Genomic DNA, 13511 nt, shown 5'->3' on the forward strand with positions numbered 1-13511 from the left:
TGGGGCGCTCGACCCCTTGCTGTTTTGCCTTATTCGTCTCACATGAGTATTGAAAAGTCGCGGCACAATCGTGTCAACGTCAATCGCCCATCTGTCTGGAGTCGTCATGTCTAAACGCCCTTCCATTTCTTTTTCAAAGTTTGAAGCACCGCAAAAGGGTGCCGCCATCGTGCTGGTTGCCAAGGGCGGGGGCTTTGAGGACGTGGCGGCGGAGGCCGTAGGCGGAGCCGACAAGATCAAGCGTATTATTGAAGTTTCAGGTTTTACCGGTGGCTTGGGCAAGACTGTCGAAGCAATTGAAACATCTACAGAAGGTGTGGAAAAGATCATTCTGGTCGGTGTCGGAGAGCCCGGCAAACTCGGTAATGACGATTGGCTGAAAATCGGCGGTGCGGCATTTTCGCGTATCGGCAAATCGGAACGCGCAACCGTGACGCTGGCCTTGCCGGAAACAACGATTGCCGGTGATGAAGCAGCCGATGTGGCGCTCGGTATGATTCTGCGCTCTTATAAATTCGATCGCTACAAGACGACCAAAAAAGACGACACTAGCGAACCGAAACATGCCGCCAAAATCAATATTTGCGTGGCTGACCCGGCCTCGGCCAAAAAGGCTTTCGAGGTTGCGGAAGCGGTTGCTGATGGTGTGCTTCAGGCGCGTAATCTCGTCAATGAACCCTCCAATGTTCTGGGACCGGTGGAGTTCGCGCATGAGGCGGAAAAGCTGGAAAAGCTCGGTGTAAAAATTGAGATCCTCGGTGAAAAAGAACTGAAGAAACTCGGCATGGGTGCACTTTTAGGTGTCGCGCAAGGCTCTGTGCGTCCGCCACGTCTGGTCGTCATGGAATGGCAGGGTGGCAAGGCCAAGGATCAACCGGTGGCTTTTGTCGGCAAGGGTGTGGTTTTCGATACCGGCGGCATTTCGATCAAGCCCGCGGCTGGCATGGAAGATATGAAGGGCGATATGGGGGGGGCTGCAGCCGTCACAGGCCTGATGCGCGCACTTGCCGGGCGCAAGGCAAAGGTCAATGTGATCGGTGTTATCGGGCTGGTGGAAAACATGCCCGATGGCAATGCGCAGCGTCCGGGTGATATCGTCACTTCCATGTCTGGCCAGACTATCGAAGTCATCAATACCGACGCCGAAGGCCGTCTGGTGCTGGCTGATGCACTCTATTACACCAATGACCGTTTCAAGCCGCGTTTCATCATCAATCTGGCCACGCTGACGGGTGCGGTGCTGGTGGCGCTTGGCCAGCATCATGCCGGACTTTTTTCTAATGATGATGAGCTGGCGGACCAGCTTTACGAGGCCGGTCAATCCAGCGGTGAAAGGCTGTGGCGTCTGCCGCTGGGCGACGAATACGACAAGATGATCGATTCGAAATTTGCCGATATGAAGAACAGTTCTGGCCGCTATGCCGGTTCGATCACTGCGGCGCAATTCCTCAAGCGTTTTGTCGGTGAGACGCCATGGGCACATCTCGATGTGGCAGGAACTGCAATGGGTTCGCCTGCCAACGAATATAGCCAGAGCTGGGCCTCGGGCTATGGCGTGCGCTTGCTTGACCGTCTTGTGCGCGATAATTTTGAGGGCTAAAACCCATCATAACAATCAGATAGGGCGAGAAAATGAATCATTTTCTTCGCCCTTTCTCTGAAACATCGGGACAGGAAAGTCTCAGGACGGCATGGCGGAAATTCTTTTCTATCACTTGACCGAATCGACCCTCGACGAGGCTCTGCCGGGGCTTGTCGAGCGCTCGCAGGCCCGCGGCTGGCGTGTGGTCGTGCAAAGTGTGAGCGAAGAGCGTCGCGATGCCCTCGACAATCTGCTCTGGACCTTTTCCGACACATCCTTTGTCGCGCATGGCACTGACAAGGAGCTGCATCCTGAACACCAGCCGGTGCTACTGACAACAAGCGAAGCCAATCCTAACGGTGCGACCGTCCGCTTTCTGGTGGAAGGGGCGTCACTGAAGGGGGCTAACGATTATGAACGGCTGGTGGTGATGTTTGACGGCCACGATCAGGAGCAGCTCGATATTGCCCGTGCGCAATGGAAAGCGTTTAAGGCCGAAAGCCACGATCTGACCTATTGGCAGCAGACACCCGATCGCCGCTGGGAGCGCAAGGCATGATACGCAGCATTTTCGTTGCCATGATCGTGGCAGGCATAGCACTCGGCCTCGGATACCCGTGGTACATGCGCCACTTTACCGGCGATGAGATCGGCCGCTGGACCATGCTGGAAAGCCGCCAGAGCGCCTTCAAAGTTCAGGAAGTCCGGCTTGAGACGGGCGATGCGCCGGTACGTGTGTTCATCGATGCGACACCGCTGCCGGGTTATATCCCGGCCGAGCGCCGTTCAGCACTGACGCTGGCTGTCAGTCGTGATGGTCATCCGGTCCTATCGCAAGGGTTGGATTTTGCCTCCACCAGCGGTTCCATCAACACGGACCGTCCACAGGATGGCAGTGCATTGCGCCAGAGTGCTGGCGATATCGACCCCGTTATTCCGGGCAACTACGCTTTCCGGCTTGTTATGGGCAATACCGACGGGCTGCAGATCGCCAAAGCCGATCTGGTGCTGCGCCGTGGTTCAGAAGAAGCGGACGAGACCTATACCACGATTGGCCTCGTCCTTGGTGTTCTGGGCGTCTATGGCCTGATGCGCACGCGGCTGCGCCGTCAGCGCATCGCATAATTACCCGGCCATAGCCTCTTCATATTCGGTTGAAAGCTCAAGCCATTTGTCTTCGGCTTTCGCGAGTGCCGCCTTCGCATCGCTCATATGTTTTTTTATGCGGAGGGCTTCCTGCGGCTCTTTGTCATAAAGGGCTGGGTCTTCGAGCTGGTCTGCGAAACCTTGAATCTGTTTCTGCAATTTCTGCACCAAGCCCTCGGTTTCCTTAACCTTTTTTTGCAAGGGAGCTAAGGCTTCACGCTTTTTGACGGCCAGTTTTCGCTGTTCGGCCTTGTTGATTTTCGGGCCTTTTTCGCGTTCTGGTCCTGAATTGCCCTTGGCATCGGAAAGCACGATCTGGCGGTATTCATCGAGATCGCCGTCGAACGCCTGAACATGGCCTTCGCGCACAATCCACAGACGCTCCATGGTGGCTTCGATCAGATGGCGGTCGTGGGCGATCAGGATCACCGCGCCGTTGAATTCATTGAGCGCATGCACAAGCTCTTCACGACTGTCGATGTCAAGATGGTTGGTTGGCTCGTCGAGGATGAGTAGGTTTGGTCCGTGGAATGTGGCAAGACCCATCAGAAGCCGTGCCTTTTCACCACCGGATAAATCCTTTGCAGGTGTGAGCATCTTTTCGGTCGAAAGACCCATTTGTGCCACGCGCGCACGAACCTTTGGTTCTGTCGCACCCGGCATCATCTTTCGGACGTGCTCGATGGCGTTGTCTTCAGGCACCAGATCGTCCATCTGGTGCTGGGCGAAGAATGCGACCTTGAGATTGGGCGACAAGGTGAGCGACCCGCTTTCTGATTGCAAGCGTCCGCCAATCAGCTTGGCAAGCGTCGATTTGCCGTTGCCGTTGGAGCCGAGCAATGCGATGCGGTCGTCATTGTCGATGCGCAGCGTCACGTCGCGCAGCACCGGCTTGCCCGGCACATAGCCGACATCGGCACCATCGAGCGCAATGATCGGAGAGGCGGCTTTCTTCTCCGCATCGACAAAGCGGAATGGCTGCACATTGCTTTCAATATAAAGATCGATGGGCTTGAGCTTTTCCAGCGCCTTCATGCGCGATTGCGCCTGCCGGGCCTTGCTGGCCTTGGCGCGGAACCGGTCCACGAAAGCTTCCATATGCTTGCGATGGGCTTCCTGCTTGACGTGCGCCTTTTGCTGCAACTCAAGCATTTCATGGCGCTGGCGCTCGAACTGGTCGTAATTGCCGCGCCAGAAGCTGATCTTTTTCTGGTCGAGATGCATGATCGAGGTGGTTGCCGAATTGAGCAGATCGCGGTCATGGCTGATGATCAGCACCGTGTGGGGATAGCGCTTGACGTAATCGACCAGCCACAACACGCCTTCCAGATCGAGATAGTTGGTCGGCTCATCGAGCAGCAACAGATCGGGCTGGGCAAACAGGACGGCCGCGAGCGCTACGCGCATGCGCCAGCCGCCCGAAAAGGCGGATGCGGGTTGACGCTGGGCTTCTGTGCTGAATCCGAGGCCCGACAGGATTGCGCCTGCGCGCGCTTCCGCCGAATGTGCATCAATATCGGCAAGCCGTGTATGGATTTCCGCAATGCGGTTCGGGTCGGTGGCGATTTCTGCTTCCTCCATGAGGGCAGTGCGCTCTTTATCCGCCTTCATGACGATTTCTATCAGTGGCTCTTCTGTGCCCGGCGCTTCCTGCGCCACCTGACCGATACGCGTCTTTTTCGGCAGCGATATGCTGCCTGTTTCAGGCGCAAGATCGCCGGTGATCACACGAAACAGCGTGGATTTTCCGGTGCCGTTACGACCGACGAAGCCGGTCTTTGACCCTGCGGGCAGCGTGACGCTGGCGTGGTCGATCAGAAGGCGTCCGGCAATGCGGACGGAAATATCATCGAGAATAAGCATGGATTGGCTTTTGCACGGCTTTCGGCATTTTCGCAAGCGGCAAGAAACGGTTCAGGCAAAACGCCGTCCATCTTCGGTACGCTGAAAGCGGATGAGGTCGAGCGAAGGTGCGTCTGTTCCAAGCCGAGTGAGGGCGGCGTGTATCTGGCCCCGATGATGGGTCTGATGGTTGAAAAGATGGCCAAGGGCGGGCGACAGCCGCTGGCTGATCGTGCGCATGTCGGTGGCGGTCACATAGGTGAAACGTCCGGCCAGCTTTTGTGCGTCGAGCCCTTCGATATAATGGCAGATACGCGCGTCCTCGGCCTTGCGCAAATCACGTAGTGCTATGAAATTATCGCTGATGGTCGCATCGAGGTTTTTGGGGTGATTGCCTTCGCCGGTAAAACGCTTCATCCAGATACGGTCTGTGACGAGGAGATGATTGAGCGTTGCGTGGATCGAGCCGAAAAACAAGCCCATATCGAGCCGGTATTCGGTGTCGCTAAGATTTGCCGCTGCCGTATAGACCAGATTGTTGGCCCATTGATTATAATGCGCAAACATCTGAAAGTGCTGTTCCATCGCGATGCCCCCCGGGCTCTGATCCGCCTCGATCCGCTTTTGCTATCTATGCCTTCAATTTTCTGCCATCTCAAGCGCGTAAGCAGGCAGGAGAGACCGTGCGCCTCTTGGCAATCGGGTCTATCAACGTTATAGAGCCTCACTTTTCTAAAAAATCCCACATCCTCAACATAAGGTGTCACAATGGCAATCGAACGTACCTTCTCCATGATCAAGCCCGATGCGACCCGCCGCAACCTGACTGGCGCTATCACCGCCAAGCTCGAAGAGGCCGGCTTGCGCGTGGTTGCTTCCAAGCGCGTCTGGATGAGCCTGCGTGAAGCTGAAGGTTTTTACGCTGTTCACAAGGACCGTCCTTTCTTCGGCGAACTGACCGAATTCATGTCGTCCGGTCCAACCATCGTTCAGGTTCTCGAAGGCGAAAACGCCGTTCTCAAGAATCGTGAAATTATGGGCGCCACCAATCCGGCTGACGCTGCTGAGGGCACCATCCGCAAGGAGTTCGCGCTTTCCATCGGTGAAAACTCCGTGCACGGATCCGATGCACCTGAAACCGCTGCCGAAGAAATCGCCTACTGGTTCTCGGGCACCGAAGTCGTCGGCTGATCCGTTTTCATTCAATAAAAAAGCCGGGCGCAAGCCCGGCTTTTTTATTTTTGTTCATATCATCAAAGATTAGGCGTCAGCGTTGCCATCGCGTTGCTATCCTGATCGACAAGGACAAGCTTTCCGCCCGGCTCGATCTTATAGGAACGGGTCTTGTTGAGAACATCGAGGAACTTGCGCTCCTGCGTCATCAGTGCGGGCGGGCACTGCATATAGGTCGATCCGATGACTGCAAAAGAAAGGTTCTCTTGTGTCACCGTTGCCTTGCTGAAATAGCGGTTACAGCCGCCCGAACCACTGACCGCGCCGTCTGAGGCAATCGTAAGCGTGGTCTGGGCATTGTCTATGACGCCACCGCCCTGAATATCTTCGACGAGCCAGTCCTTGCCTTCGATGCCAGCGGCAACGGGGGTCGGCGCGCTCTTGCGCACCATGATAACGCGCATTTCCACGGGTGCGCCGGGGTTTGCTGTATCCACCGTATAGTTGTGGTCGTTGACGAACCAGAGGCTGTCACCTGCGGTAATGCGCGCCTGCAAGGCGTATGTGTGACCGGGCTTGATTTCGCTGGTGTCAAAATTAATGGCGAAAGGGATCGGCGAGCCTTGCGCGGATTCGATCCTTGTTTCGGCGATTGTGCTTGAAGGCGCATCAGCCTTAGAGATATCGACTAACTGCACAGTCAGCTTGGCTTCGGGCGGCAATGCAATGCGCTCGCGATAAAAAACCGTGCCGCTGACGGTCGTTTCCGCAGCGATGCTGCTTGTCGGCATGGATGTCGTCAAAAACAGCGTCGTCGTGCCAAGCACGCCAAGACCGACGATCACAGCTGCCGTGATAGAGAGTGTTTTCCTCAGTTCGTTTCGCATTCTCAACGTCCGAAACTATCCCCCACAGGGTTCCCGTTGTATCTATCTCACGCTCACTCTTAGCAATAATTTCACCAAAGTTGCGTTTTCATCGATCAGATGCCCGTATTGATTCCAGGCTGCTCCACAACAATAGCTGAACCTTCGTGTGGAAATTGTGGCAATCAGACAGGGCCATTCATTTCCCCTAAATATTAGAGGGTTAAATAGTTAATTCCACATGAAAAGATAAAAAGCCGGCATTAAGAAACTTAATCCGGCTGGTTTTTTTTCCATCGCGCTCGATTGCGATCATCTTCTTCCTTGGCGGCGATCCAGCCGCCCGGTTCACCTTGAGCGCGATGCTCACGCTTCCAGAATGGCGCACCCGTTTTAAGGAAATCCATCACAAAGGATGCAGCTTCAAATGCCGCCTGGCGATGCGAAGAAGCCGTGATGACCAGAACGATGTTTTCGCCCGGTCTGATCAAGCCGAAACGATGAATGATGGAGATACCAAACAGAGGCCAGCGCGCTTTGGCCTGTTCGGCGATGCGGGTGAGTTCCGCTTCTGCCATGCCCGGATAATGTTCGAGCTCGAGCGCTGACAATCTGCCGTCCTCGTCGCGGCAAAGGCCGGTAAAGCTTATGATGGCGCCAATATCCTTGCGGCCTGCGCAAAGCTTTGCGGTCTCGCTCGCCGCATCGAAATTTTCGCTACGCACGCTGACAAGGAGAGGGCAGGAGAGGCTCACCTTAGCCCCCCGTCATGGGCGGGAAGAGGGCGACTTCGTCGCCGTCCTTGACCAGATCGTCGAGTTCGACGTGTTCCTGATTGATGGCGGCGCGAATGACCGTGTCGTGCTCGAAGGCAAGCGCGTATTCTTCGCCTAGGCTTTTGAGATACGTGATTAGAGCGCCAACCGTGATACTGGATGAGGGTAGGGAAATACTATCCTCATCCTTGCCGATTTTCTCCCGCACCCATGCGAAATAGACGATTTTCACGTGCACTTTATCAATCCATAACGTGTTTGAGACCGGCTCGGAAATAATCCCAGCCAGTATAAAGCGTCAGTACCGCTGAAATCCATAGTAGAGTGATGCCGATCTCCGTTGTATAGGGCAGGATTTTGTCGCCAGCGGGGCCTGCCAGCAAAAAGGCCAGCGCTACCATCTGTGCTGTTGTCTTCCATTTGGCGAGACGCGAAACGGGGACGCTGACTTTGAGTTCTGCCAGATATTCGCGCAGGCCCGATACAAGGATTTCACGGCATAAAATGATGATTGCGGCCCATAGCGACCAGCCGGCGATCGTTTTGGCAGGATCTGCTGCCAGAAGCAGCAGGCAGATCGAAACCAGAAGCTTGTCGGCAATCGGATCGAGCATGCGGCCGATGGTCGATGTCTGTTGCCAGATGCGGGCCAGATAACCATCAAAAAAATCGGTGATGCTGGCCAGAAGGAAGATAATCAGCGCGCTCCAGCGCGCAAAGTCACTGGAATGCAGTCGGCCCTCGATAAAAAAGCACAAAGCGACCAGTGGTACGGCGACGATCCGGCCGTAGGTCAGGATATTGGGCAATGAGAGGGTATGTTTGTTTTGCATAGCTCCGCCGTGTCCGTTATTCGCGCACATGATCAGGGATAGCACATAAAATCAACAGCTGCGCCACCGATGAGGACCGCATGACGCCGTTTGTGGAACTATCCCGGACAAAATTATGTCAGCGCTCATGAAAATGATCATGAATGGTCCGCGCTATCGCTTCCGATATGCCGTCGATCTGCATCAGGTCTTCGACCGCTGCGCGTGAAACTGCTTTTGCAGTTCCGAAATGGTGCAACAGTGCCCGCTTGCGTGATGGACCGATTCCCCCGATTTCATCGAGCGGGTTCTTGATCATTTCCTTCTTGCGTCGCGCCCGGTGCGTGCCGATAGCAAAACGGTGCGCTTCATCTCGCAGGCGCTGGATAAAGTAAAGCACCGGATCGCGTGGCGGAAGCGTAAAGGCCTGCTTGCCTTCGACAAAAAAGCGTTCGCGGCCTGCTTCGCGGTCCACACCCTTGGCGATGCCGATGGCGTTCACGAGATGCGCGATGCCCATCTCATTCAATATCTGGCGCACGGCACCGACTTGACCCTGACCGCCGTCGATCAAAATAACGTCCGGCCATGCGGGAAAGCTGTCATTCTGATCTTGTTCAGGCAGCTCCGGGGCTGGGGCCTCTTGCGGTGCACCATGTTCTTTCACCAGTCGCGAAAAACGTCGCTCTATCACCTCTCGCATCATACCGAAATCGTCGCCGGGCGTGATGTCGGTCGAGCGAATATTGAACTTGCGATACTGGTTCTTCACAAAGCCTTCAGGACCGGCCACGATCATGCCACCGACCGCGTTGGTGCCCATGATATGAGAGTTATCATAAACTTCAATGCGGCGTGGCGTTCGCGCAAGGCCAAAGGTTTCGGCCAGCCCCTGCAGCAGTCGTGCCTGTGAGGAGGTTTCCGCCAGTCTGCGCCCTAGCGCTTCGCGCGCATTGGTCAGCGCGTGGTCGACCAGTTCCTTCTTTTCTCCGCGCTGCGGTACGGTGACTTGCACCTTGTGTCCGGCACGAGTTGAGAGCGCTTCGGTAATGAGCGCCTGTTCTTCCACGACCTCAGAAAGCAAGAGCAGGCGCGGGCAGGGCTTGTCGTCGTAGAATTGTGACAGGAAAGCGCCGAGAACCTCTGCTGCTCCAAGCGAACTGTCGGCCTTGGGGAAATAGGCGCGGTTGCCCCAGTTTTGACCGGTGCGGAAGAAAAAGACCTGAATACAGGTCATACCGCCTTCCTGATGAATGGCGAAGACGTCAGCTTCTTCGATTGTCTGGGGGTTGATGCCCTGGTGTGACTGCACGTGGGAGAGTGCTGCAAGGCGGTCACGATAGACGGCTGCATGCTCAAAATCGAGATCGGCGGAAGCCGCCTGCATGGCCGCATTGAGATGGTCTTTCACCGACTGGCTTTTGCCAGACAGGAAAGCCTTGGCTTCCGTCACAAGCCCGGCATAGTCTTCGTCGCTGATTTCATAGGTGCAGGGCGCAGAACAGCGCTTGATTTGATAAAGCAGGCAAGGGCGCGTGCGCGTCTCCAGCACCGAATCGGTGCAGGTGCGTAGCAGAAAGGCGCGTTGGAGTGCGTTGATGGTGCGCGTGACCGCACCTGCTGAGGCGAAGGGACCGAAATACTCACCCTTACGCGAGCGTGCGCCGCGATGTTTGAAAATGCCGGGGGCTCGATGATCGCGGGTGAGAAGAATGTAGGGAAAGGATTTGTCGTCGCGTAGCAACACGTTAAAGCGTGGGCGCATACGCTTGATAAGGTTAGCTTCAAGCAAAAGCGCTTCGGTTTCTGTGCGCGTAACCACGAATTCCATCATGGTCGTCTCGCTGATCATCCGCGTGATGCGGTTGGAATGACCAATGCCACGCGCATAATTGGAAACGCGTTTTTTGAGACTACGTGCCTTTCCAACATAAAGCACATCGCCGGAGGCATTGAACATGCGATAAACGCCGGGATTGTTCGGCAGGTGCTTGACGAAAGCATTGATAATGTCCTGCCCGCTCAAGCCCGCCGTGTCTGGCAGGCCGTCGGATGAATCCCACTGGATCGAATCGGTCGCGGATACGGGAAGCGGCGTTTCCTCGACTACGTCATCATCTTCAGCGGCTTCCGCCTCACTCATGAGAAGACCCGCAATATCCTGTCCTTCATCAAATGATGTCGGGACAATAGGATCGTCGGGGTTGTTTGGGTTGCTGCTCATTCGGTAATTCCTGCGATATCGGGCGTCTCCCAAGCCAAGTGCTGACCGCCGTCAAGCGCAATCATCTGCCCGGTAATGGAACGATTCTCCCAAAAATAGCGCACTGTGCGGCCAAATTCCGGCAATTCAGGTGCACGTTGCAAGGCAAGGCTCGCAATCTGCTTTTTAAAATCCTCTGGCAGTTGGCGTTCGCTTGGCAGTGTCGGTCCGGGAGCGATGGCATTCACCCGAATGCTAGGAGCCAGCGCCTGGGCAAGAGTGCGTGTGGCATTCCAAAGCGCGGTCTTGGATAATGTATAAGAGAAGAAATGCGGATTAAGCTTCAAGACACGCTGGTCGATGATATTGACGATCAATCCGTCTTCGCTATCCGGCAGCGCTTTTGCCATCTCTTCAGCCAGAAGAACCGGTGCCTTCAGATGCACCGCAAAATGCTTGTCCCATAAATCCATGTCGAGTTGACCGACGCGGTCATCCTCGAACAATGACGCGTTGTTGACGAGAAGGCGGATTGGCCCGAGCTCGCCTTCGGCTTGTGCAATGAGACCACGAACGTCGCTTTCCGATTCGAGGTCGGCTTCGACGATCATGGCTGTTCCGCCCTTTGCTTCGATTTCTTTAGCCAGAATCTCTCCTCGGGCTACCGAGCGATGACAATGAATCGCTATTGCAAAACCGTGAGCTGCAAGATCCGCTACAATCGCTTTACCAATGCGCCGTGCGCCGCCCGTCACCAGAACGGGGCATTTTGCAAGCGAATGCGAAGAGCGATTTTTTAACACAGTTAATACTTTCTTATCGTGGTTTGGTTGCCGATTACATGGCATTTTCCGCGAGAAATTGCAGCCAAAAAGAAAGCGGCAATTAGTTGAACCCTGGAAAATAACAATAAAATCAAATTGTTGTAAAAGTCAGAGTGAGACAACCGACTGTCGCGATCAAATCGAGTTATTCATATAGGCAGCAAAAATGGGCGTTGCGAGAATGCAACATCGCATTTTAGCCATTTTCTTGACAGGCTTTCTTCACAGAAGCGGGCATTTCGTGCCGCATTTACCCTCGATACCTCTCCCCATCGCCGCGGCATGGACAACCACTCCCGATCTGTCCGCCCGATAAGGGACCGCGCCCGTAATTATTTAGAAGGAGAATGCTATGCGCACTCTTAAGTCTCTCGTAATCGCCTCGGCTGCGCTGCTGCCGTTCTCTGCAACCGCCTTTGCAGCCGACGCAATCGAAGAGCAGCCCCCGGTTCCGGCTCCCGTTGAAATGGCTCCGCAGTATACCTGGGCTGGCGGTTACACCGGTCTGTACCTCGGCTATGGCTGGAACAAGGTCAAGACCAATACCGATGGCAACATCAAGCCTGACGATTGGAAAGCTGGCGCCTATGCTGGCTGGAACTTCCAGCAGGACCAGTTCGTCTATGGTGTTGAAGGTGACGCCGGCTATTCCTGGGCCAAGAAGTCCAAGAACGGTCTTGAAGCAAAGCAGGGCTTTGAAGGTTCGTTGCGTGCCCGTCTTGGTTACGATCTGAACCCGGTTCTGCCTTACATCACCGCTGGTGTTGCCGGTTCGCAGGTTAAGCTTGACAATGGCATCGACGATGAAAGCAAGTTCCGCGTTGGCTGGACTGCAGGTGCCGGTCTTGAAACCAAGCTGACCGAAAACATTCTGGGCCGCGTTGAATACCGCTACACCCAGTTCGGCAACAAGACCTACAACTTCGGCGGCGAATCGATCCGCAACAAGCTCGACACCCACGACATTCGCGTTGGCGTCGGCTACAAGTTCTAATCCTTAGATTAGTTCATACAAAAACCGGGCAGGAAACTGCCCGGTTTTTTATTGCCTGAGAGACTGCTATTTCGTTGTTTGAATTAAGATTTCCAAAGAGGATTATCTGCCAGTGATGAGAAAAATCGCTTTTTGTTTGAGCGGTATATTTGCCGCCGCCAGCCCGTTTTCCGCAAAAGCCGAAGGTGCGATCAAGGAAAGCGTGCTGCACCAAATCGTCGATGAAACGATTATGCCGATCATGAAAAGCCACAAGATTCCTGGCATGGCCGTCGCGATCACTGTGAACGGCAAACACTATTTCTTTCCCTATGGCATAGCCTCTCGGGAAAGCGGCGAGCGGGTCAGCGAGAATACGCTTTTCGAGATCGGTTCGTTGAGCAAAACCTTTACAGCAACGCTGGGTGGTCTGGGTGTGGCAAATGGTGCCTTCAATCTTTCCGACCCCGCAACGAAATATTTGCCGGAACTTGCAAACAGCGGCTTTGACACCATCACCATGCTGGACCTTGCCACATATAGCGCAGGCGGTTTGCCGCTCCAGTTTCCCGATAGTGTCACCGATGAGAAGTCGATGGTCGACTATTACAAAGGCTGGAAAGCCGACTATCCGCGCGCGACGAAGCGGCTTTATTCTAATCCGAGCATCGGACTGTTCGGCTATCTAGCGGCTCAAAGCATGAATGAGCCGTTTGAGACGATCATGGAAAAGAAGCTGTTGCCGGAATTCGCTCTGAAAAACACGTTTATCCACGTGCCGGAAAACCGCATGCAGAACTATGCCTATGGCTATTCCAAAGCCGACAAGGCCGTCCGTGTGTCTCCCGGTGCGCTCGACGCACAAGCCTATGGAATCAAGACAACGGCGCTTGATCTTATTCACTTCGTGCATTTGAACATCAACAATGCAGCGCTTGATCGCAACTTGCAGAACGCCGTTGCAGCCACGCAAACCGGATATTATCGCGTGGGCGACATGATGCAGGGGCTGGGCTGGGAGCTATACAATTATCCAGTTGACCTCAAGACGCTTGTCAGTGGAAATAGTGCCGATATGGCCTTGAAACCGCAAAAAATCGAAAAGCTCGATCCGCCGTTGCAATCGCCCAATGTCTTTATCAATAAGACCGGATCGACAGGTGGTTTTGGTGCCTATGCGGCTTTTATCCCTGCACAGAAAATCGGCGTCGTGCTGCTTGCCAACCGCAATTATCCCAATCAAGTCCGCGTGGAAGCAGGTTATAGAATTCTGCAAGGCCTGAATTCAAAGCGTTGAATTCAAAGCGTTGAATT

14 protein-coding genes are annotated in these 13511 nt (G+C 54.7%); 6 read left to right on the forward strand and 8 right to left on the reverse strand.

Annotation, left to right across the window (positions count from 1 at the left end; all coding sequences use genetic code 11):
• Positions 1-106: 106 nt before the first annotated feature.
• From AAIB41_RS02160 to AAIB41_RS02170, 3 genes are all read left to right on the forward strand, one after another.
• Positions 107-1600 (forward strand): leucyl aminopeptidase, encoded by a 1494-nt coding sequence (locus AAIB41_RS02160; RefSeq protein ID WP_343313973.1) that lies wholly within the window; start codon positions 107-109, stop codon positions 1598-1600.
• A gap of 91 nt (positions 1601-1691) precedes the next feature.
• Positions 1692-2141: a DNA polymerase III subunit chi gene (locus AAIB41_RS02165; RefSeq protein ID WP_343313974.1), complete on the forward strand. Its 450-nt coding sequence runs from the start codon at positions 1692-1694 to the stop codon at positions 2139-2141.
• Entirely contained in the window at positions 2138-2707 is a 570-nt protein-coding gene (locus tag AAIB41_RS02170) for a hypothetical protein (protein ID WP_343313975.1), read from the forward strand. Before AAIB41_RS02165 ends, AAIB41_RS02170 begins: the two co-directional genes overlap by 4 nt.
• On the opposite strand, the gene AAIB41_RS02175 is transcribed toward AAIB41_RS02170, so the two are convergent.
• A complete protein-coding gene (locus AAIB41_RS02175) occupies positions 2708-4591 on the reverse strand; it encodes an ABC-F family ATP-binding cassette domain-containing protein (RefSeq protein WP_343313976.1) in 1884 nt (627 codons plus the stop codon).
• A gap of 51 nt (positions 4592-4642) precedes the next feature.
• Positions 4643-5155, reverse strand: a complete 513-nt coding sequence (locus AAIB41_RS02180; protein ID WP_343313977.1) for a DinB family protein — start codon at positions 5153-5155, stop codon at positions 4643-4645.
• 183 nt (positions 5156-5338) lie between these two features.
• Here AAIB41_RS02180 and ndk point away from each other — a divergent pair, with 183 nt between their 5' ends.
• Complete coding sequence (gene ndk / locus AAIB41_RS02185; protein WP_343313978.1) at positions 5339-5761, forward strand: nucleoside-diphosphate kinase; 423 nt, start codon at positions 5339-5341, stop codon at positions 5759-5761.
• Between the two features lie 62 nt (positions 5762-5823).
• Here ndk and AAIB41_RS02190 read toward each other — a convergent pair whose 3' ends face one another.
• The 6 genes from AAIB41_RS02190 to AAIB41_RS02215 all read right to left on the reverse strand — a co-directional run bounded on the left by AAIB41_RS02190 (position 5824) and on the right by AAIB41_RS02215 (position 11248).
• On the reverse strand, positions 5824-6630 hold the full coding sequence (locus AAIB41_RS02190; protein ID WP_343313979.1) for a YbaY family lipoprotein: 807 nt from the start codon (positions 6628-6630) through the stop codon (positions 5824-5826).
• A gap of 251 nt (positions 6631-6881) precedes the next feature.
• Complete coding sequence (locus tag AAIB41_RS02195) at positions 6882-7364, reverse strand: molybdenum cofactor biosynthesis protein MoaE (RefSeq protein ID WP_343313980.1); 483 nt, start codon at positions 7362-7364, stop codon at positions 6882-6884.
• Between the two features lies 1 nt (position 7365).
• Positions 7366-7623: a molybdopterin converting factor subunit 1 gene (moaD, locus tag AAIB41_RS02200; RefSeq protein ID WP_343313981.1), complete on the reverse strand. Its 258-nt coding sequence runs from the start codon at positions 7621-7623 to the stop codon at positions 7366-7368.
• Between the two features lie 4 nt (positions 7624-7627).
• Entirely contained in the window at positions 7628-8218 is a 591-nt protein-coding gene (gene pgsA, locus AAIB41_RS02205; protein WP_343313982.1) for a CDP-diacylglycerol--glycerol-3-phosphate 3-phosphatidyltransferase, read from the reverse strand.
• A 118-nt stretch (positions 8219-8336) separates the two neighbouring features.
• Positions 8337-10421 carry an excinuclease ABC subunit UvrC gene (gene uvrC, locus AAIB41_RS02210; protein WP_343313983.1) on the reverse strand — a complete coding sequence of 695 codons (2085 nt, stop codon included), beginning with the start codon at positions 10419-10421 and terminating at the stop codon, positions 8337-8339.
• Positions 10418-11248 carry an SDR family oxidoreductase gene (locus AAIB41_RS02215; protein WP_343313984.1) on the reverse strand — a complete coding sequence of 277 codons (831 nt, stop codon included), beginning with the start codon at positions 11246-11248 and terminating at the stop codon, positions 10418-10420. Before AAIB41_RS02215 ends, uvrC begins: the two co-directional genes overlap by 4 nt.
• Positions 11249-11576: 328 nt before the next feature.
• Here AAIB41_RS02215 and omp25 point away from each other — a divergent pair, with 328 nt between their 5' ends.
• Entirely contained in the window at positions 11577-12218 is a 642-nt protein-coding gene (gene omp25, locus AAIB41_RS02220) for an outer membrane protein Omp25 (RefSeq protein WP_343313985.1), read from the forward strand.
• A gap of 115 nt (positions 12219-12333) precedes the next feature.
• Positions 12334-13494, forward strand: coding sequence for a class C beta-lactamase (ampC, locus tag AAIB41_RS02225; RefSeq protein WP_343314786.1), 1161 nt, complete (start codon positions 12334-12336; stop codon positions 13492-13494).
• The last annotated feature ends 17 nt before the right edge of the window (positions 13495-13511 follow it).

It is taken from the genome of Brucella sp. BE17 (genome assembly GCF_039545455.1).
Lineage (GTDB): Bacteria > Pseudomonadota > Alphaproteobacteria > Rhizobiales > Rhizobiaceae > Brucella.